This is a genomic window from Cerasicoccus arenae (assembly GCF_014651635.1).
Taxonomy (GTDB): Bacteria; Verrucomicrobiota; Verrucomicrobiia; order Opitutales; family Cerasicoccaceae; genus Cerasicoccus; species Cerasicoccus arenae.
This window is the reverse complement of record NZ_BMXG01000002.1, coordinates 192,608-212,936: the sequence shown is the minus strand read 5'-3', so window position 1 is coordinate 212,936 and position 20,329 is coordinate 192,608. Positions and strand designations below refer to the sequence as shown.

Genomic DNA, 20,329 nt, shown 5'->3' with positions numbered 1-20,329 from the left:
ACAACTTAGGGGCGTAAAATCAGCCAATGACGATGTATGAGCCCCCCCCTCAGAGACGGCGATCAACCAATAATTAGCGCGCCATCAGTTGTCGCGCGTGCTCGCGGGCTGAGTTAGAATCGCGGTCACCGAGCATGCGAGCGAGCTCGCTTTCACGCAGTTGTTTGTCCTGGTCAATACGGCGAATCGAAACCGTCGTTTCTTTCTCGTCCTGCCCTTTCTCAACGAGAAAATGCTGTCGCGCTAATGCGGCCACTTGCGGCAAGTGCGTCACGCAAAAGACTTGGTGATCACCCGCCAGCGCCGCGAGTTCCCTGCCCACGGCAGCGCCAATTTCACCACCCACATTGGCGTCCACTTCGTCGAAGACGAGGAGCGCAGTCGAATCCGCTTTAGCAAGCACGGCCTTGAGCGCCAGCATCACGCGGGCGGTTTCACCACTGGAGGCAATTTTGTTGAGCTGCATCAGCGGCTGCCCAACGTTCGGGGAAAATAGGAACCGGCAATTGCTGTGCCCATGACGGCTCAGTTTCTCCTCGGTCTCCACCTCGATCGAAAAATCCGCTTTTTTAAAGCCCAGCTTAGTCAATAGCTCACGTGCTTGTGCCGAAAGTTCCTTGGCCCCCTTTAAACGACGACGACGTAGCTCATCAGCCTGCTGACGTAGCCCTTTCTCCATTTCCTTAGCTCGGTGCTCAAGCTTGATAATCTGCCCTTCGACATTCGTCTGGGAACCAATCCGACGGACGAGTTCGTCGCGTTTGGCGCGAACCGCTTCCGTGGTCGGCCCGTATTTCCGGCGAATCTGAAGCCAAGTCTGCATACGGCGCTGAATTTGCTCTGCCTCATTGGGGTCGAAATCACCACCGCTGGCCAATGTGTCGTATTCGTCCGCCAAGTCCTCAGCCTCGAGGATTAATGCGTCAAGGCGGCCTGCCAACACATCGGCGGCGGAGTCAATTTCTGCCAACTCACGCGCAGCCCGTAACACAGCGGAGCCTGCACGAGCTGCTTGGCGGGCACCATTTCTGGTCTGTTCAGATAGCTGGCTTAGCTCGCGGGCGTTGTCCAAACGCTTAAAATCGCGCTCCAAGGCCTCGATGGAGTCCTCGTTCGGGTTGACTTCATTGATCGCGTCGATCTGGCTTTGCAGAAACTCCGCCTCCTCCGGCGAAATGCGCTCGGCCGTGCGTAGGTTCTCCATCTCCTTCCAAATCCCGCGCCAGACGTCAAAATCGGTCTGATAGGCCTCTAGTGGCTTGCCGTTCCGGGCAAATATATCGAGCAGCGAGAGTTGGTTTTTCTCGTGAAAAAGCTTCTGAGGCTCGCCTGGGCCATGGAAATCGATCCACACCTCACCGAGTTGCTGAAGGGCGGTAACCGTGGCCAAAACGCCATTAATCATCACTTTTCCGCCACGTTGGCGGTGCAAGCTCCGGCGTAGAATAAGCGTATTGTCCTCGCAGGGGGGGAGGTCCAGCTCAGCCAATAATGGGCCCAAACCAGATGTTTCGCCGACGTGTAATGCTGCCTCGACTACGCATTCCTCCGCTCCGGAGCGGATAATCGATTTCTCCGCGCGATTGCCCGCCAGAAGAGACAGTGCGCCGAGTAGCACACTCTTGCCAGCGCCGGTCTCGCCAGTGACCGCAGTGAAGCCAGGCTCGAAGTCCAACGAGATTTCATCGAGCAATGCGAGGTTACAAATGTGCAGGTATTGAAGCACGGTTCTGCATTTCAACGGGTCCACGATCAGGAGCAATAAAAACCGCAATACAATCTGCGAGAAGTATCATTCTGAAAAAAAATCTAGAAAAACGCGAAAATTAACCTTGCTCAATGTGCCAGTAGTCTCTTTTTTCTGCCCTTTCCCAAGACCGGGGGTATAGCTCAGTTGGCTAGAGCGCATCGTTGACATCGATGAGGTCACTGGTTCGAGCCCAGTTACTCCCACCATTTTCAACAGTATTTTTCATCATGGAACCTACCTATCGTCCACATAAAGTTAAGCGCCTTCGCAAGTGCGGCTTCCGTGCGCGCACTAAGACTAAAGGCGGACGTCAAGTCATCGCTTCCCGCCGCGCCAAAGGCCGCAAGCGCCTCGCGCTGATCAAGACCACGCGTCGACTCTGTCGCTAGCGTAGCCATCAGCTAGTCACACAGCTTTTGAAAGCGGTCCCAACAGGGCCGCTTTTTTTAATGCCCCGGTTTTTATGGCTCCCGAGACACACCAGCATATGTCAGCGGATGTCATCGTAGAACTTTGCCTGAGCGACCATCATATAAGGGACCAAGAATATATAACCGATAAAGAACGTAAAGATGGCTAAAAAAGCCCAGCCAATGAACGATAAGTACAAGAAGAATAACTTCAATAGCTGACCTTTCATCATTTGACTGCTGGTGCTCAGCACTTCAATCACGCCCATGTCCCGATGATCCGCCATGATGTAGTAGACTTGCGAAAACTTGAGCTGAATGTAAAACCCTGAAGCAACACATAGAGCTACTGCGATAAAAATAATGGCTAGCAGTACGCCATCCGCTTCTTGAAAACGAGCTTCAGAGATTCCGCCAGTGACCCCCATCGCGGCGACAACTACGAATGCGCCGATAAATATGACGACAAATGCCATCAAAAGAATTAGGAAATATACACCTAATGCCCGGCCAAAATCCTGGAACCCACTGAACAGGTTAGCGAAATCCGTTTCGCCGCCTCGTGAGACATTCAGGTAGTTGGTCATCATACCCAGCGTAAAAGGCCCGGCCAAAACTATGGGGACGAAAACCCCCACTATGGGCAATATGCCCGAAGCCATATTCACCCCAAAGTGTATGAGCCAAAGAACCACAATGAAGCCAACAGCTGGCCCCCAACCTCCACTCAGGGCTTGCCGCGCCATGGCGCGCAGCTCGGAATTCGGCGTCTGCCCACCCGTACCACTTGACTCTCGTGGCATATATTGATCCATCCGCGAAGGTATTTCTGCGTAAGCTCCTGCTACGGGACTTGCCGGAGCGCCGCCCACTACCTGCCCATATGGCTGCCAGTCCGCCATACCTTGTCGCCAGACTAGCGTATCCGGCTGAATAACGCCTGCCTGCGCCATGCCTCTTAGGTCAGCTTCACTGACAGGTCCTTGTTGCTGGTTATTGAGGGCGTAATACCATTCCATGAAGGCTCATTAATGCCCACAGAGCCGATCAGCGTAAAGCTAATTTCCATCGCCACTAACGCGGGCCCGTGAGCGCGTGGCAAATGGCTGTCGCGGCGGCGTCTGCTTCGTCCAATGGCAAATCCGCCAACAATCCCAGCTGTTGACGCACCATCGCTGCGACCTGCTCCTTACTCGCCCGACCGTAGCCGACAACAGCCTGCTTAATACGCAACGGAGCATACTCATGGATAGGCAAACCACGCATCGCAGCGACGGCGATCGCCGCACCACGCGCCATCCCGAGTATCTGTGCCGTCTGAAAATTTTGCACGTAAATCGTCTGCTCCAGCGCGACACAAGTGATCGGCTCTGCGTCAAGTATCTCCGTGACCGCCCGGGCAATCTCGCCCAGGCACTCGGTCTTGCTGATCGCAGGTTTAAACTTGAGTGTACGACTGCCTACGAGTTTTGCTTGCTGACCAGGAGTGAAGCTTACCACAGCCAATCCAGTACCGCGAAGACTTGGGTCCACTCCCAACACCAAGCCATCAAAAGGTTCACGCCGTGCGGCAAAGTGCTGCTCAACAGCGGCATCACTGGATTCCGGTGATGCCACGCCCTGCCCCGCCAGCTTGGCGCTCCAGAGTGACCGTGCAGATTTGCGTCCCATACGCCCTAATCTAGAGGATAGATGTGCAGCTCAGCGACACCTAAGCTGATTCGTGGGCATTTATTTTTGGTTTAATAAGTAGAAATATGAAAGAGAGCATCTGAAAAAATACGATTGCTCCAAACACAGATATGCCGGTCTTGAAGAATCGCTTAACACTACTGATGAATTCCTCATCTCCCCTGTAGATAGAATACCATCGGTCTAAAGTTGTATTTTTTTGTTCTTCCGTAAAGGTCTGGCCAACCCAAGAGCTCATTTCAACATTCCAGGATTCAATAGCCGTAGCGCCTCGTACTTCATTGAAAGTGCCACTGACCATTTCGCCAATGATGATGCAAAATACCAGCATACAGGTACATACTGCAAATGCCATCAGTTGAAAAATCACGAAAACTGTTTTCATTCTCGGCTAACTAGAAGATTAATCGCGCACCGCGCAACGCTGGTTTTTAAAAGAGACAGGCCAAGAAGCACGGAGAATATTTCCCCGGACTCCTCGGCCTGAAAACTTTGAGTAAAAAGTCGTAAACTAAACGCTGGCCGGCACTGGTGCCGGCGAAAGGTCCACGAGGTGCGCTTGAGTCATATCCTCCCAGACTTTCTTACCACCGCTGATCGAGGAACGACCGCCCGAGTGCGCGTCGCCCAAGGCCATCAGGTTGACTGAGCAATCGAAGAAGAATGGCCCCTGCCCGATCTTCAACAAGCTTGTCGGCACAGTGATTATCGCCTCGTAGTACATCTTGCTCTGCGAGTATTCCACGTTCGCTTCAGCAATGACATCCTGCCCGTCATTGACAAACTGAGCATTGCCTTCGCCATCTGGCAACAGAATGAAATGGGCGACATCATCGGCCTTGGAGTCAGAGAAATAAAACTCGGCACAGGAACTAAGCGAAAACTTCCGCTTTGATTTCTGTACGTCGGAGTCCTCGACACGAACCTGAATGATGAATTGCTCGCCGTCTTGGCGAAGTGAACCGGTCGCACATTGGAACCCTGAAAGGTCGATTTCGAACGAGGCGGCACCTTCGGCGTTCGTGGACAACACCGGGTAAGGCCGTAGCTTCGTGCTGATCGCAAGCACGTTGCTCGCGTCGGTAGTCAGCTCGATAGAAATTTCCTTCGCTCCAGATTCCAGCACACGGGCCGGAATGCTAACCTTGGTTGTTTGGCCCGCCGGCGCATTGACCGAAACGCTAGTTGAATCCAACTCAATTGCAGTGGTTTCGTAGGCCAGATTGGCCGTAAACGCTGCCCCGGCATTGCTTGGGTTATCGATTTCAAGCTCCAACTCAAACACGCTATTGGGTTGATCCAAACGCAATCCGCGCGGCTTGGCACGTGCAATTAGTTGATCGCCGACGCCAGCATAGCCACGACCAGTGTTCTTGATAACTGGAGAAAATTCGCCTAGGAAGCCATCGCTCTGGTGCGCCTCAATCAGCTCGTCACACATTGCCCAAATCTGATCGAGGGTGAGCGTCGATGAGGCATGCGGATCGAACATGATCGAGTGGTAGATGTGTTCACGCTTCCCTGTCAATGCGGCCTTCACGGCGAGCTGTTGCACATTCACATTGGTCATGCAGATTGCTGCGAGCTGCTCAGGCAAACGACCAATGTGCACTGGCTGCAAACCGACCGCATCGACCAAACATGGAACTTCGACATTGCAGTCGTCAGGCAAGTTTTCGATCAAGCCCTTGTTGGGCACATTGCCGTAAACCGTGCGCTGCTGGTTCGTCTCGCGCGAATGAATAATGTAGGAGCCATACTCATGTGACTGAGCATTGACAGTCATCTTCTCGTCGCCCTCACCAAGTAGCTTGGCCTCGGTTTCCTTCCAAGTAGACATGATCCCTTCGCAACGGCGCGGATACTCGTCCAGAGGGATCTTGAACTTGTCGATAACCTCTTGGCCATGATGGATAAAATACGGGACATACTCGCTCTGGTGCTCGCTCGATTCCGTGACAAAATATCCGGTGCGACGCATCATTTCGTAGCGAACCAACTCGAAATTCCGGCTGGGATCTTCCAATACCTTGTAAAGTAAAGGATATGCGTCTTGGCCCTTGTACTGGAACTTGAGAAAAAAGGCCATGTGGTTGATGCCAGCCACGAGGTAGCTCACATCTTCAAATGGCAAGTGCGCGTGGTTGGCGAGCATACGCGCGGTGCCAAACACTGAGTGGCAGAGGCCAACGTGTGGAATGCCCACCGCCTGTTCGACCGCCATGCAATTCATCACCATCGGGTTCGTGTAATTCAGGAACAGGCAGTCTGGATGCCCAACATCGGCAATGTCGCGGGCAATGCTGTTGATGACCGGAATCGTCCGCAATGCGCGGAAAACGCCGCCGACGCCGAGCGTGTCTGCGATGGTTTGTTCTAGCCCGTATTTCTTCGGAATATCGAAATCGCGCATCGTCGATGGACGGTAGCCGCCCACCTGAATTGTACAGATTACATACTTAGCACCACGGATTGCTTCTTTCTGATTTTGGGTAGAAGTGATGCGCGCCTTTACACCAAGTGTCGCCGCCACACGTTTCATCATCACGTCTGCCACCTTAAGCCGATCCGGATCGATGTCCATCAGACAGATGTCCGCGTCAGACAATTCAGGAAATTGAAGAATATCGCCGATCAGGGTCTTCGCAAAGACCACGGAACCAGCGCCGATGAGGGTGATTTTACAAGCCATATAAGAATTATTAGAACACATTTCTAACGCAAAAAACAAGTAGTCGATATTGACAATATTCCGGCAATTTGTGATCTTTCCTTATGTCTGAATTATACCGCGTCAGTTGGGCCGACCGTGAAATACGCAACTCGCGCCGGTATTTTTATGACAATACGACCAGAGGCGGCCAACCGATGTATGTCATCCAACGAACCGTCCGGGGATGCGGATTTCTTGAGCGAAACGGTGTTCGCGCACTCGTACCCAAAAACCACGTAATGCTCTTCTGGCATGGTGACCAATCCCGCTACGGATTCGCCGATGAAAGCGATGGCCCCTATGTGCTCGATTTTCTCGCGCAAACCGGTCCACAGTGCGCAGATATTTTTACTGAGTTGCAGCGCCTGACTGGCGGCGTGGCACCAATGCCTCAGCAATCCGAGGCCGCACGACTGTTCGATGAAATATCCCGGCGCTTCAAAGAGCACCAATTCAAGGACCCCTTCCACGAATCGCTATTGCTCTACGAATTCCTCACGTCACTCTGGCGAGACGCGACCAGGATTCCGGCGGAACGAGACCCCGTTGCTTTCGCTTCAGAATACATTGAACGACGCTATCATCTGCCAATTACCATGGACGAAGTTGCCCAGGCAGCGGGTATCAGTCGTGAGCATTTGACGCGGCGTCTCACTCGTAAATGGGGGCAGTCGCCCGGCAAACGTATTCAGGAACTTCGACTTAAAGCCGGCAAGGACTTGGTCTGCAACACCACGGCCCCGATCGAGGCCATCTGCCAACACTGTGGCTATCTAGACCCCGACGCCTTTGCCCGCGCATTTTCCCGCAAGTTCAAAATCTCGCCAAGCCGCATGCGCCAGCAGTTTTTGGAACACGCATCGATTTCAAAAAATAATCGAATAGTGTTATAAACAGGGGACTGGCTTATAATGGTGCTTACGCCAAAAACGAGTATGATTGGATTAAACCAAATCCAATTACATGAACTCTTACGCCCTTCGCCACGCATTATAAATCCACCAGCACACCCTGTTCGCTGGGCGGCATCAAGGATACTAAGCAGAGGCCTTCCTGTCACACACCACCTACTGAAGATTAGTTGACGCCGGGATTCGCGCGCCCATGACGCCGTCAACTAGCGGGCCTTCGTAGCCATACGAGGGCCCGCATCACTTTACAGATACGTGCATCCCAACACACTCACTCAGCGGAATAATCTCGCGCCGGAAGCCTATTGGCTTCAGTGAAATTGAAGAGATGAACAACTGGTATTTGTACATGGTGGAAACCGCGACTGGGCAGTTGTATACTGGTATCAGCACGGATACCGTGCGCCGTCTGCGTCAGCACAACGGCGAGCTTACAGGCGGTGCCAAAGCATTACGCGGGAAAGGTCCGCTCAAGCTGGTCTATCAGCAACCGATGCCAGACCGCGACAGCGCCAGCAAAGCCGAGTATCAACTGAAGCAATTGACGAAAGCCGCTAAACTCCAGCTCATCGCCAGTTACCAAGCCAACGGACTGACCACTTTTAAACGGTCGTCTTCGGTGTAACGAGCTTGTCGGCAACGAGGAGTTCGGCGATTTGCACGGCATTGAGCGCGGCCCCCTTCCAAAGTTGGTCACCCACAATCCACAGCGCCAAACCATTGTCCAAAGCACTGTCGATCCGCATACGACCGACGCCGCATTTTTCCTTGCCCGAGAAATCCAATGGCATCGGATAACGCTTGCTCGCTGTATCGTCCACCAGCTCAGCACCTTCAAACAGGCTAACAACTTCGCGGGCACGCGCCAGATCTACTGGGCGCTCAAACTCGGCATTGACTGCGATGGAGTGCGCGCGGAGCACGGGCACACGGACGCAGGTCGTCGAGGCGCGCAGCTCTGGATGGCCAAGAATTTTGCGGCTCTCATTGAGCATCTTGTGCTCTTCCTTGGTGTAGCCATCGTCATAGAAGACGTCTACGTGAGGAATCAAATTGAAGGCAATCTGATAAGGAAACTCACTGCTGGTCATTGGCTCGCCTTTAGCCCAAGCGCGAAGTTGGTCTTCCAGCTCAGCCATGGCAGCGGCACCAGCGCCCGAAACCGCTTGATAGGTCGCGGCAGTAAAGCGCTTGAGTCCGAACTCGCGGTGCAGCGGATACAGGCCCATCAACGCGACAGCGGTCGAGCAATTTGGGTTGGCAATGATGCCCTGATGGCTACGCGCGGCGGCAGGATTAATCTCCGGCACGACGAGTGGCACGGTAGGGTCCATCCGGAAGGCCGAGGAATTGTCCACAGCGACGCAACCCCGTTTGGCGGCCTCCGGGCATAGATCGGTAGAGGTCGATCCGCCCGCGCTGAAAATGGCGATATCAAGATCGTCAAAGGCTTCCGGAGTCGCTTCCTGCACGGTCCAAGATTTGTCCTGCCAAGTGATCGTTTTGCCAGCCGAACGACTGGATGCCAAAAGGACCAACTCCGCCATCGGAAAATTCCGACGGTGAAGCAGATCGATCAATTCTTGACCAACGGCACCTGTTGCGCCGACTATGCCTACACGATAGCTCATGGATGTTACCTCATATTATCAGCGCATTCTTGCAGTTTGCAAACAGCGCCAAGTGAAACCCACCGAACATGCGTTTTACGTCTCGATTGGCGAGCAAAAACTTTACGCCTACATCGATGAAAAGCATCGCAAAACCTACACCGTTTCAACATCCCGCCAGCCGCCGAGCTGCGTCGAAAACTCCCTCGGCACCCCGACTGGACTCCACCAGATAGACGAGAAAATCGGCGATAATCTCCCCACTGGCACCGTCCTCAAAGGTCGCGTTCCCACTGGAAAAAACTGCTATCAGCAGGACGCCTCAGAGAACGAGGAAAACCTGATTACCACGCGTATCCTTTGGCTGCGCGGGCTGGAAAACAGTGTCAATGTCGGCTCAGGAATCGACACCCACGACCGCTACATTTACCTGCACGGCACAAATCAGGAGGACCGTCTGGGCACGCCCAACAGCCATGGCTGCATCCTCCTCAGCAACGTTGACGCCATCGAACTATTCGACACCACTCCCTGTGGAACTCTCGTGCTAATCGAAAACGTCTAGACAATGTGGTTTAAGTAACCGCATCCGACCCTGCTATTCCGCAGTAAACAGTTGCAGCGAGCGAAAGAAACGAACATTTCCAGCTACAGGCACTATTATAGGTGATTCGACCTCAGTAGAAACACCCGTCCAATCACTCAACTCCGATGCTACACCTTGGCCGCGCGGAGCTTTTCCATCAGGGCAATAGCGGCACCAGAACGATTCATAATGTAGAGGTGGACGCCTGGTGCGCCGCGGTCGAGCAGACCTCGAATTTGCTGCAAAGCCCATTCCACGCCCACCGCTTCCGAGGCCTCCGGGTCGTCTTTGACGCATTCCAACTTGGCGGCTAATTCGCGTGGCACCCTGGCACCGCAAAAGCCGCAAAAGCGGTTCACCTGGTCAAAGGACATCGCAGGCATGACACCCGGCAGGATAGGCACTTCGATGCCCAAACCGCGACACCGCTCCACAAACGTGAAGTAATCGGCATTGTTGAAAAACAGCTGCGTCGTGATGAAGTCCGCCCCCGCATTGACCTTGGTTTGCAGGTTGGCCAAGTCCGTGTCCATGTCCATCGCCTCAGGATGTTTCTCTGGGTATCCGCCCACGCCGAGGCAGAAATTGGGGAAACGCTCTTTGATAAACGCCACCAAATCGGATGCGTAACGCAAGCCGTCGGGATGCGGCTCAAAGCTCGTTTGCCCCTTAGGAGGATCGCCACGCAGGGTCATGATATTATGAAAATCACTTTCCTGAAAACGCTCCAAAATACTGGTCAGCTCGTCGCGCGAATGCCCAACGCAAGTCAGGTGAGGCATCACCTCGAAGCCGAACAGATCGCGAAGCAGCTCACCGTATTCAATGGTGCGCTCACGGCTGGAGCCTCCAGCACCGTAGGTAATCGACACGAAATCCGGCTCGTGGGCCTTCAGAGCATGAGCGGTACGCAGAATCTGCCGCGCCCCCTCCTCGGTCTTGGGTGGGAAAAACTCGACGGAGAACACTTTGTGCCCGTCAGCGAACTTGGAAAGGATATCACGAGACATACGCATCAAATTATTCCGATATGTTGATATGTTATTTAGCGGCGTCAATGCTTATCGTGCGGAAATGCAATTAAACCAGGCAATTATAGACCTCCCAACAGCTCTGCTCTGAATAAGGACGCAACCGATGCTCCAGATCTTGGGCAACTTGGTCAAATGCGGCTTCCAACCCTTGTGAATAGGCACACACCGGCTGACCTATTTGCACCTCGAAGCGCCAGGGTGCGGTCTCCACAACGATGCATGCTGCGACCAGCGACCGGGTGGAAACTGCCATCCGCACGGCACCAGTTGACAGTCGAATTGCCCTCCCCCCCCATGAGGCCTCTCGCATGGCTTCCGACGGCATGTCCATCGCAACAATCAAACAATTGCCATCCCGTAAATGGCGCTGCGAGGCCTTTAGTTGCTCTCGGGGGAAAACTGTCGGCCCCTGCCCTGGGCTCAATTGATCCTTCGCCAGCTTCACGGCTGATCGCACTCTGATGGGTTTATTGATCAGCATTGCCGCCGGGATGCCTTTCGCTCGCAAGGCGTAATGCAGCATATGCATTCGGCCAGCATGAAGCGTCGCCAGCACGACGGGTGTCCCTGCTTGCCGCGCCGTCTCCAATGCATCCAAGCCCGTAAACTGAATCCGCACTGACCAATGTCGCTCGGTCAGCCGATCTGGCCAGAAATTTATGAACCTCGATAAATTAAAGCGAACCCGCTCACGGAAAATAACCCGCTCAACATCCCCCCCCCCTCGACAGGATTCCGACAAACGCCCCCACCCCGCCGCGAGTTCCCGGCGCAGATTCTTTTCCCGTAGCGTTGCCGCCCAAGCCAACGGCCAAAGCGCCGCTCGGAGCACTTGCAAAGGCAAGGCTCGCTCCACCGCACGCACCGCATGAAATATCGCCAGCTTCATACTTTTCTCATGCTGGCTCAGATTTGCTTAACGCAGCCGCACCAGCAAGTCTTTCGAGTCGACTTGGTCGCCGGCCTTGACCGTAACCTCGTCGATAACGCCATCGCAAGGCGCATAGACAGTGCTCTGCATCTTCATGGCTTCGAGGACCACGAGCTTGTCGCCCTTCTTTACCTTGTGGCCAACCGTTGCAGAAACGCTGCTGATCATGGCCGGAATTGGCGCACCGACCTGTTTTTCATCGGCGGGATCTGCCTGAGCTCGTTGCTTGCCTTCGGAGACGATTGACTTGTCGCGGACAACCGTTTCACGCGGGCGACCGTTCATCTCAAAGGTAATTGTTCGGAAACCATCCGCATTCGGGTCACCCACATAGATAAGCTTCACGAAAAGCGTCTTACCTTCTTCGATCTCGACCGAAATTTCTTCACCGGGCTCAAGTCCGTAGAAGTATGCCGGGGTCGGCAACACACGAGCATGGCCGTATTCCTCGACGTATTCGACGAGTTGCTTGTAGACGTCGGGATACATCAGGTAGGTGTAAAGATCGTCTTCGTTGGCTTCGCGTCCGCGCATCTTGGCAACCTTCTTCATCGTCGCGTCGAGATCGATTTTCTCCGCGTAGCTACCAGGGCGGCCCGTGCGGGCTTTGCGGTCGCCAAGGACGACCTTTTGCACCTTCTTGGGCCAGCCGCCCTTGGGCTGCCCAAGGCCACCGGAAAGCATGTCGATGACCGATGCCGGGAAGGGCTGGCTGCCAGGTTCTAGGTTAACTAGATTTTTCGGCTCGATACCGCGGGTCAGCAGATAGATCGCCATGTCGCCAACAACTTTCGAGCTCGGCGTGACCTTAACGATGTCGCCAAAGAGCTCGTTGACCTCCTCGTAGTAGCGGACCACTTCCGGCCAGCGAGCGCCAAGACCGAGAGCCGACGCCTGCTCACGCAGGTTGGTGTATTGGCCACCGGGCATTTCGTGGGCGTAAACTTCGGCGCTACCAAACTTGGGCGACGTGTCGAACGGTCCGTAGTACTGGCGAACGGCTTCCCAATAGATCGAAAGCTCGTCGAGGAACGTCTGGTTGAGCCCGGTGTCGCGTGGCGATCCCGCCAGCGCGTAAACAATCGAGTTCAAATTCGGCTGTGCGGTCAGGCCGGACAACGAAGAAATCGCGAGGTCCACCACGTCGACGCCTGCCTCGGCGGCCTTAAGCACGGACGCGCTCGCGATGCCGCTGGAGTCGTGCGTGTGGAAGTGCACGGGGATGCCAATCTCTTGCTTGAGTGTCTTGACCAGCTTTTCCGCTGCGAAAGGATGACACAGACCGGACATGTCCTTGATCGCCAAAATGTGTGCGCCCATCTTCTCCAACTCCTTGGCCAGCTCCACATAATACTTGAGGTCGTATTTGTCGCGCTTGGCGTCAAGAATGTTGCCCGTATAACAAAGCGTGCCTTCGCAAACGCCGTGCGTGTGGCCAGCAACGGTCTCCATTGCGACCTTCAGGTTCGGCAGGTAATTGAGCGAATCGAAGATGCGGAAAATATCCATCCCAGCCTCGGCCGAGTGCTTGATGAAGCCCTTGATGACACTGTCTGGATACGTTGAGTAACCGACTGCATTCGAACCACGGAACAGCATCTGGAAACAGATGTTCGGGATGCGCTCGCGGAGCTTGCGCAGGCGCTTGAACGGGCCTTCCTTGAGGAAGCGCATCGAGGTGTCGAAGGTCGCCCCACCCCACATTTCCATGGAGTAAAGTTGCGGTGCACGGTGGGCCATTGCGTCGGCGACCTGGAGCATGTCGTAGGTGCGCACGCGGGCAGCGAGCAGGCTCTGGTGGGCGTCGCGGAAGGTGGTGTCGGTGATCAGCAGTTGCTTCTGCTTGCTGGTCCACTCGGCAAATTTCGTCGCACCGTGCTCCAGCAGGTAGTCGCGCGTGCCCTTGGGGATCGCCTCCTTGTGGTCGTAGTCGGGCACAATGACGGGCAAGTTCATGAGCGGTTTTTCCCGGCCCTTCACCTGATCATTACCGTTAACAATGGTATCGCCGAGGAGCTTGAGCAACTTCGTGGCGCGGTCGCGGCGACGCTTAAACTGGAATAGCTCGGGTGAGCGATCAATCATGGTCGTCGTCGCCATGCCCGAAACGAATTCCGGGTGGCTGATGACGTTTTCAATGAACGGAATATTCGTCTTCACACCACGAATGCGCATCTCCTGCAAAGCGCGGTGCATACGGCGGCAGGCGATGGGGAAGCTCGAAGCTGACGCCGTCAGCTTAACCAGCAACGAGTCGTAAAACGGCGTGATGACCGATCCGGTGTCGCCCATAGCACCGTCAAGGCGAATACCAAAACCAGCCGCCGAGCGGTAGTTCACGATCTTGCCGTAATCCGGCGCAAAATTCTTTTCCGGGTCCTCGGTTGTAATGCGGGCCTGCATCGCAAAGCCGTTGCGAGGAACATTTTCCTGACTCGGCAGCGCAAGCTCGGGATCGGTCAGTTTTTTGCCCTGCGCGATGAGAATCTGCGAGCGGACGATGTCGATGCCGGTGATGACCTCCGTGACGGTGTGCTCGACCTGAATGCGCGGGTTCATCTCGATGAAGAACCACTCGTTCGTGTCGAGGTCGTAGAGGAATTCCACCGTGCCAGCGTTTTCGTAATTGACCGTCTTGGCAACGCGAACGGCAGCCTCACAAAGCGCGATGCGGGTATCGTCCGGCAAATCGATGGACGGCGCGACTTCGACTACCTTCTGGTGACGACGCTGGACCGAGCAATCTCGCTCATGCAGATGCATGACGTTGCCATGCTTGTCACCGAGTATCTGCACTTCGAGGTGCTTCGCTCGACCAACGTAGCGCTCAAGAAATACTGCGGAATTGCCAAAAGCAGTCTGCGCTTCGTTCTGCGCTTCCTGAAGCATTGGCAGAAGATCTTCCTCCTTCTTGACGACGCGCATTCCACGGCCACCGCCGCCAAAAGCTGCTTTGACGATCAACGGGAAGCCGACTTTTTTCGCTGCCGCCATCGCCTTTTTCGGGTCTTTGATTGGCTCCTTCGTGCCGGGCAACGTCGGGACGCCTGCCTCATCGGCAATCTTGCGCGCCTCGACTTTGTCGCCCATACGCTCAAGCATGTCGGGCTGAGGCCCCACAAAAATCAACCCTGCCTCTTGAACAGCACGAGCAAAACTGGCGTTCTCCGAAAGGAAGCCATAACCGGGGTGAATGTATTTCGCGCCCTTTTCCTTGGCTAGGGCGACGATGCTCTCAATATCGAGGTAGGCCGCGACGGGGCCTTTACCCGCACCCACCTTGTAGGATTCATCCGCCTTAAAACGGTGGACCCCGAAACGGTCCTCGTCGGCGTAAATGGCGACCGTGCGCAAATCCAGCTCGGTGGCGCTACGGAAAATACGGACGGCGATTTCACTACGGTTGGCAACAAGAAGCTTATCCATGTGTTAGAAAGACTAATACGAGGCTGTTTCTGTCAAGGCTTACCGGCATTTTCGCTGGCCAAACAGGTGTTATTTTGGGAATCAAACCTTATGCGCATGCTTCGCCTAGCCTTGATTCTCTTTGCTGCCATCGCAGCCCTTCACGCCCAGGAAATCCCGGAGGGCTTCCGCGTGCAGAAGCTTCCCATGGGCGGCAAAGCACTAATGCCCAAGGATTGGCATTACGAGGGTGGTGGGCTGGATAACGGCTTCATGTATGTCTTCTCCAAAGAAGAAATGACGGGGGAAGGCTACGAAACGGGCTTCCGCATTCAGGGTTTCTTCAAAGTCAGTGAAGCTGGCTTCAAGCCAAGCGAAGCAGCAGCGCAGAATCTGGAAAAATTTAAATCCAACGCCAAATCCGTCATTAAGGTCTGCGATGAGTATGATCAAGGTCCATTCCGAGTCCGCTGTCTGGAAGCCATCCAGCCCAACCCCCACAACGCCGCAGACGATTACCATGTGATTTATTCCTTTTTCTGGAACGACGACGCCGACATGGTCGTGGTCAGTATGTTCGGTGCTCCAGAAAGCACTTGGCCTGAAGCCGAGCTTATCTACAAGGAAATGCAGGGCTTCGTCCTGTTCGATCCTAGTAAAGCCAAGGAGTGATTAACCAGAGGCACCCTGACCTGAGAGCGGAAACGATTGGCAAAAATTGCAAAATCTACAAGTTTTTGCATCATGTATCCAAGACTATCCCCTTTAACTCATCGCGGCGAACTGTCTTCATAGAGACTGATGATTTCTCGTAAGCTAACCCTATCAATTCTTTCTTTGGCAATCAGTGGCTCCGCCTATGGCGCTGCTGACACCCCCAATCCAGGACTCCAATACTATTACCCAGCCCCGGATGCCCCAATAGTTGATGTCGAAGCCGACATCATTGTCTACGGTGGAACCTCAGGCGGCGTCACGGCGGCAGTTCAAGCTGCCCGGCAAGGCAACTCCGTGGCTCTAGTGGTATTTGGGCGCCATGTCGGCGGGCTAACCTCTGGCGGACTGACGGCGACCGATGGCGTGGACGCCAACGTTCAAGGCGGCATCACTCGGGAGTATTTTGATAAAACAGGCAATACCGGTTTTAAGCCCTCCAAAGCCGAAGCTGCATTTGAGGAATTACTCGCAGACCCGGTCCCCGGCGCAGACTGGGACACGCCGATTCCAACTTATTACGAACAACGCCTCGCTGAAGTCGAAAAAGATGGCCCGCGAATCATTTCACTCCGTATGGAGAACGGCAGCGTCTTTCGCGGCCGGATGTTCATTGATTGCACATACGAAGGCGATCTGATGGCCATGGCGGATGTACCCTACACATTTGGCCGAGAAGCTAAGACACAGTATGGAGAATCTCTGGCCGGCCGCGAAGCGTCGGTCTCGCTACCAGGAGTGGACCCGTATGTCGTCCCCGGCGACTCAGCCAGCGGCCTGATTGCCAACATTCTGCCAAATGAAACTGAGGACACACATGGCCAAGCCGACGAACATATACAGGCCTATAATTTCCGTATGTACACTGTGCAGAATACGGACCCGACCAAGCTTCAACCGTTCTGGCAACCCCCGACCTACAACGCCGACGATTTTGAGATTCTCTACCGTTATCACCGTAACGGCGGCAGCACGTCAATGCAGGTTGGCAACGACATCAACAACCATGAGATGTTTAACCGTGGCGTCTCGACAGACCATATTGGCGGTAATCGCTGGACAGAAGATGGCCTCAACTACACCCCTTGGTGTGAGGCCAGCTACGCCATTCGTGAACTAATTTACCAGAGCCATGTTGGCTGGCAACTCGGCATGCTGTGGTACATCCAGAACGATCCACGATACGCCGCATTAGCCACCGACAACTCGTTACCAGCCGCAACACAGACCAATATTGCCAATTTAATTAGCAAGTCCCAGCAGCTCGGCTTGCCTCTTGGCGAATATCCCGAAACGGATGGTTGGCCACACGAACTCTACGTCCGTGAAGCCCGACGTATGGTCTCCGATTTCGTCGTCACCCAACAATACTACAACCGTGAATTGCCGGTCGTCGACAGCGTGGGCATGGCCAATTATCGGGCGGACGCCCACCATAACCGACGCTTTGTCTCAACCACTGGAACCGTGCGTGTGGAAGGCGACACCGGCGGTAATATCACAACGCCTTGGCAGATCCCCTACCGGGCACTCGTTCCGCCTGAGAAAACAGCATCGAACTTGCTTGTACCGTGGTGTCTCTCTGCATCGCATGTCGCCTTTTGCTCCATCCGGATGGAGCCTTGCTTAATGGCGTTGTCTCAATCCGCAACCATCGCCGCCGGTCTCGCCATCGCCAAAAAACAAAGTGTCCAACAAGTGGACTACGAAGAACTACGGCCGCGTTTGCTGGCTGCCGGCCAAATACTCGGCGATCGGCCAACGTCTGAAAATCCGCTAATCATTGATAATCTAGACTCGGACTACGTGGAAATCGATGGCGACTGGCTATCCAGCCAAAGCACACCGGGCTACAGCGGTACTGACTATTTGCACAACGATAACGCTGCAAAGGAAAAGAGTGTGATATTCCGACCAGACGTTCCTAAATCCGATAGTTATCAAGTCTTCCTGCGTTGGACCTCTCATTCCAATCGGGCGACCAACGTACCCATTGAAGTCACCGATGCCAACGGCGTGGATCAGATAACGGTAAACCAACAGGTCAACGGCGGATCCTGGTATGCGATAGGCGAATGGTATTTCGACGCTGGCTCCACAGGCACAATCAAGGTCTCTACCACTGGAGCAAACGGCTACGTGATTGTTGATGCAGTGAAGCTTGCCTCAACCGCCTCCACTACTCCCCCCATCATTAGTCTCGTCGCAGCTAATCCAATTGCTCGCGAACAAAATGGCAAACCAGCCCGCATTCAGATCGTACGTGACAACATATCCAACCAAGCCGCAATCGACGTGAACCTGTCTATAGCAGGTGACGCCGTCGCAGACGTGGATTACAGGGCCTTTCCCAGTATAGTCACCATTCCCACAGGGAAATCGAGCGCCGAAATCTGGATATACCCCATCGTTGATGACGTGCCCCAAGGAACTCGCCAACTGACCATTTCTATCGAGCCCGTCATCGGTTACGAATTGGGCACGAGCAACAGCCTCGACATTGCCATCGAGGATAAGCCCGCTGATCAATGGCGCTACCAGCACTTTTCACCAACTGGCGAAGAAAACTCCAGCCTCAGCGCACCAAACGCCGACCCCGATGGCGATTCTTGGAATAACCGACTGGAGCGCTACTTTGGCACAGACCCCAACAACGGTATGAGGCAACCAAACCAGGAACCACGAATTGTGTGGAACATTGAGGGCACCCAAAGCTCGATCGGGCTGCTCTGGCACAGCCCAGGTGCGGCCCGTGATATGGCATTTCAGGTTTATTATTCGAACGACCTAACCTTCGATTCCTGGCAGCCACTGCTCACCCCTATAGAAACCATTAGCTGGTCACCCGACAACGGTGATCGCTCCATGATCCAAATGATGAATTTGCCGATCGCCAGAGTAGTCTTCTTCAAATTCGTCGTAGATTCAACTGGCGACATTTGAACAGCGGACAAAACGTCTCCCCCCCCATTTAAAAGCAACGACTAGGTGCCATTGCGGCGGCAAATACCCATACGTAAATCTACCGTGACATTTCGTATATGGGGTTGCGACTTCTGTCGAAATTCGCCCCAATAGGTCGCACTGATGCACCTTTACTTCATGGGAATTTGCGGAACCGCGATGGGCAATGTTGCTCTGATGCTGCGGGAGAGCGGTCATCGCGTGAGCGGGTCCGATACCGGAATTTATCCGCCAATGAGCGACTTGCTGATCGATGCAGGCGTTGAAATCTTGGACGGCTGGGATGCTGAGCGTCTCGCTGAACTCCAGCCTGACCGTGTCGTCGTCGGCAATGCGATCAGTCGAGGCAATCCTGAGATTGAATGGCTGCTGACCACACGCGCCTTACCAATCGTTTCCCTGCCCGCTCTGCTCTCCGAAACGCTGCTCTCAACGCGCCAGCCAATCGTGATCACTGGCACGCACGGCAAGACCACCACATCCGCGCTGACTGCCTATCTGCTGCGTGAGCATCGGGCTGACCCAGGTTGGCTAATTGGCGGTGTGCCACGCGATTTGCCAACCGGCGCGCATGTTGGCGCAGTTGGTCGCCCCTTCGTGATTGAAGGCGACGAATACGACTCCGCCTTTTTCGACAAGCGCAGCAAATTCATCCATTACCAGCCGCGCATTCTAGCAGTTAACAATCTGGAGTTTGATCACGGTGACATCTTTCGTGACCTGCAAGACATCCAGCGCAGCTTCAGTCACGTAATCCGCCTAGTGCCGCAGAACGGCTTTATCCTCTACAATGGAGACGACGAAAATCTCGCCCCACTGCTACCCGTTAACTGGTGTTCATGCTTTTCGGTGGGCGTGGGCGAGCGCTGTGATTTGCGGATCGAAGGCTTTACTGAAAGCCCGACGGGCGCACGATTCCGCCTGCGTTGGCGCGGGGCATTGTGGGAAGAAATTGCTTGGCCAATGCACGGTCTCTACAATGCGCGCAATGTGGCAATCGCTCTGCTCGCTGCAGGTTTGGCGATCAAGCCTGAAGACCCATTCTGCGCACTCAGCCCTGGTGTCTTAGCCAATTATCAAGGCGTGAAGCGCCGGCAAGAGAACCTCTGCAACGAGACGGAACTCGTTATTCTGGAAGACTTTGGGCATCACCCAACTGCGGTCGCGCAGGTGCTGGAATCCCTCCGCCGACGCTATCCTGAACACCAGCTAACTGCATGCTTCGAACCACGGAGTAACACCGGCGCAACAAACATTTTCCAGGATCGTTTTACTGATGCACTGGCGCTCGCCGACGCAGTTTATCTCGGGCCAGTGTTTCGCGGAGAACGCTATGCCGAAGACAAACGCCTGAATACCAGTGAGATGGCCTCCCGACTCAATGAAAAAGGGATCTGCAGTGCTGCCTTTTCAGATTTTGACTCCCTGCTCGCAGAATTACTCGAAGCCACTCATTCAAAAACAGATAAACCGCGCTGCGTAGTCTTTTTTAGCAACGGCGGGTTCGGTGGAATCCAGCACACTTACGCTAAAAGCGCAAAAAGTAACACCAGCGTAACATAGGCGGCACATTCGAGCTTGAATTGTTACGATTGTAACAAAAGCCTTT

At 54.3% G+C, this 20,329-nt stretch carries 15 protein-coding genes, 1 tRNA gene and 1 pseudogene; 8 read left to right on the top strand and 9 right to left on the bottom strand.

Annotation, left to right across the window (positions count from 1 at the left end; translation table 11 throughout):
- Positions 1–73 precede the first annotated feature (73 nt).
- The gene (locus IE065_RS02585) at positions 74–1,741 is read right to left on the bottom strand and encodes a DNA repair protein RecN (protein WP_229792040.1); all 1,668 of its coding nucleotides are present in this window, start codon (positions 1,739–1,741) and stop codon (positions 74–76) included.
- Between the two features lie 138 nt (positions 1,742–1,879).
- On the opposite strand from IE065_RS02585, the gene IE065_RS02580 reads away from it, so the two are divergent.
- A tRNA-Val gene (locus tag IE065_RS02580) sits at positions 1,880–1,956 on the top strand.
- A gap of 21 nt (positions 1,957–1,977) precedes the next feature.
- Positions 1,978–2,139, top strand: a complete 162-nt coding sequence (gene rpmH / locus IE065_RS02575) for a 50S ribosomal protein L34 (protein WP_189511524.1) — start codon at positions 1,978–1,980, stop codon at positions 2,137–2,139.
- 101 nt (positions 2,140–2,240) lie between these two features.
- Here rpmH and IE065_RS02570 read toward each other — a convergent pair whose 3' ends face one another.
- From IE065_RS02570 to melA, 4 genes and pseudogenes are all read right to left on the bottom strand, one after another.
- Entirely contained in the window at positions 2,241–3,179 is a 939-nt protein-coding gene (locus IE065_RS02570) for a DUF975 family protein (protein WP_189511523.1), read from the bottom strand.
- 55 nt (positions 3,180–3,234) lie between these two features.
- A complete protein-coding gene (gene ruvC / locus IE065_RS02565) occupies positions 3,235–3,831 on the bottom strand; it encodes a crossover junction endodeoxyribonuclease RuvC (RefSeq protein WP_189511522.1) in 597 nt (198 codons plus the stop codon).
- A gap of 40 nt (positions 3,832–3,871) precedes the next feature.
- Entirely contained in the window at positions 3,872–4,237 is a 366-nt protein-coding gene (locus IE065_RS02560) for a hypothetical protein (RefSeq protein ID WP_189511520.1), read from the bottom strand.
- A gap of 1,029 nt (positions 4,238–5,266) precedes the next feature.
- Positions 5,267–6,544 (bottom strand): annotated as a pseudogene (gene melA, locus IE065_RS18465) (alpha-galactosidase); the annotation flags it as partial.
- Between the two features lie 83 nt (positions 6,545–6,627).
- Here melA and IE065_RS02550 point away from each other — a divergent pair.
- Both IE065_RS02550 and IE065_RS02545 read left to right on the top strand, forming a co-directional pair.
- Positions 6,628–7,458 (top strand): AraC family transcriptional regulator, encoded by an 831-nt coding sequence (locus IE065_RS02550; protein ID WP_189511515.1) that lies wholly within the window; start codon positions 6,628–6,630, stop codon positions 7,456–7,458.
- A gap of 346 nt (positions 7,459–7,804) precedes the next feature.
- Positions 7,805–8,101 (top strand): GIY-YIG nuclease family protein, encoded by a 297-nt coding sequence (locus tag IE065_RS02545; protein WP_189511513.1) that lies wholly within the window; start codon positions 7,805–7,807, stop codon positions 8,099–8,101.
- On the opposite strand, the gene IE065_RS02540 is transcribed toward IE065_RS02545, so the two are convergent.
- Positions 8,079–9,107 (bottom strand): aspartate-semialdehyde dehydrogenase, encoded by a 1,029-nt coding sequence (locus tag IE065_RS02540; RefSeq protein WP_189511511.1) that lies wholly within the window; start codon positions 9,105–9,107, stop codon positions 8,079–8,081. The genes IE065_RS02545 and IE065_RS02540 overlap by 23 nt on opposite strands.
- Positions 9,108–9,159: 52 nt before the next feature.
- Here IE065_RS02540 and IE065_RS02535 point away from each other — a divergent pair, with 52 nt between their 5' ends.
- The gene (locus IE065_RS02535; protein ID WP_229792039.1) at positions 9,160–9,651 is read left to right on the top strand and encodes a L,D-transpeptidase; all 492 of its coding nucleotides are present in this window, start codon (positions 9,160–9,162) and stop codon (positions 9,649–9,651) included.
- Positions 9,652–9,800: 149 nt separating this feature from the next.
- Here IE065_RS02535 and metF read toward each other — a convergent pair whose 3' ends face one another.
- From metF to IE065_RS02520, 3 genes are all read right to left on the bottom strand, one after another.
- Positions 9,801–10,682, bottom strand: a complete 882-nt coding sequence (metF, locus tag IE065_RS02530) for a methylenetetrahydrofolate reductase [NAD(P)H] (protein ID WP_200163162.1) — start codon at positions 10,680–10,682, stop codon at positions 9,801–9,803.
- Between the two features lie 70 nt (positions 10,683–10,752).
- The gene (locus IE065_RS02525) at positions 10,753–11,595 is read right to left on the bottom strand and encodes an LpxL/LpxP family acyltransferase (protein WP_189511505.1); all 843 of its coding nucleotides are present in this window, start codon (positions 11,593–11,595) and stop codon (positions 10,753–10,755) included.
- A gap of 27 nt (positions 11,596–11,622) precedes the next feature.
- Positions 11,623–15,063 carry a pyruvate carboxylase gene (locus IE065_RS02520; protein WP_189511503.1) on the bottom strand — a complete coding sequence of 1,147 codons (3,441 nt, stop codon included), beginning with the start codon at positions 15,061–15,063 and terminating at the stop codon, positions 11,623–11,625.
- A gap of 96 nt (positions 15,064–15,159) precedes the next feature.
- Between IE065_RS02520 and IE065_RS02515 the strand changes: the two genes are divergently transcribed.
- The 3 genes from IE065_RS02515 to IE065_RS02505 all read left to right on the top strand — a co-directional run bounded on the left by IE065_RS02515 (position 15,160) and on the right by IE065_RS02505 (position 20,283).
- Positions 15,160–15,714 carry a hypothetical protein gene (locus IE065_RS02515; protein WP_189511501.1) on the top strand — a complete coding sequence of 185 codons (555 nt, stop codon included), beginning with the start codon at positions 15,160–15,162 and terminating at the stop codon, positions 15,712–15,714.
- 129 nt (positions 15,715–15,843) lie between these two features.
- Positions 15,844–18,699 carry an FAD-dependent oxidoreductase gene (locus tag IE065_RS02510; protein WP_189511499.1) on the top strand — a complete coding sequence of 952 codons (2,856 nt, stop codon included), beginning with the start codon at positions 15,844–15,846 and terminating at the stop codon, positions 18,697–18,699.
- Positions 18,700–18,843: 144 nt separating this feature from the next.
- Complete coding sequence (locus tag IE065_RS02505; protein ID WP_189511497.1) at positions 18,844–20,283, top strand: UDP-N-acetylmuramate--L-alanine ligase; 1,440 nt, start codon at positions 18,844–18,846, stop codon at positions 20,281–20,283.
- The last annotated feature ends 46 nt before the right edge of the window (positions 20,284–20,329 follow it).

Bases quoted from the DNA above. Each gene is read 5' to 3' on its own strand.
- rpmH (WP_189511524.1), top strand. From the start codon at position 1,978: ATGGAACCTACCTATCGTCCACATAAAGTTAAGCGCCTTCGCAAGTGC.
- IE065_RS02570 (WP_189511523.1), bottom strand. From the start codon at position 3,179: ATGGAATGGTATTACGCCCTCAATAACCAGCAACAAGGACCTGTCAGT.
- ruvC (WP_189511522.1), bottom strand. From the start codon at position 3,831: ATGGGACGCAAATCTGCACGGTCACTCTGGAGCGCCAAGCTGGCGGGG.
- IE065_RS02560 (WP_189511520.1), bottom strand. From the start codon at position 4,237: ATGAAAACAGTTTTCGTGATTTTTCAACTGATGGCATTTGCAGTATGT.
- IE065_RS02550 (WP_189511515.1), top strand. From the start codon at position 6,628: ATGTCTGAATTATACCGCGTCAGTTGGGCCGACCGTGAAATACGCAAC.
- IE065_RS02545 (WP_189511513.1), top strand. From the start codon at position 7,805: ATGAACAACTGGTATTTGTACATGGTGGAAACCGCGACTGGGCAGTTG.
- IE065_RS02540 (WP_189511511.1), bottom strand. From the start codon at position 9,107: ATGAGCTATCGTGTAGGCATAGTCGGCGCAACAGGTGCCGTTGGTCAA.
- metF (WP_200163162.1), bottom strand. From the start codon at position 10,682: ATGTCTCGTGATATCCTTTCCAAGTTCGCTGACGGGCACAAAGTGTTC.
- IE065_RS02525 (WP_189511505.1), bottom strand. From the start codon at position 11,595: ATGAAGCTGGCGATATTTCATGCGGTGCGTGCGGTGGAGCGAGCCTTG.
- IE065_RS02520 (WP_189511503.1), bottom strand. From the start codon at position 15,063: ATGGATAAGCTTCTTGTTGCCAACCGTAGTGAAATCGCCGTCCGTATT.
- IE065_RS02515 (WP_189511501.1), top strand. From the start codon at position 15,160: ATGCTTCGCCTAGCCTTGATTCTCTTTGCTGCCATCGCAGCCCTTCAC.
- IE065_RS02510 (WP_189511499.1), top strand. From the start codon at position 15,844: ATGATTTCTCGTAAGCTAACCCTATCAATTCTTTCTTTGGCAATCAGT.
- IE065_RS02505 (WP_189511497.1), top strand. From the start codon at position 18,844: ATGCACCTTTACTTCATGGGAATTTGCGGAACCGCGATGGGCAATGTT.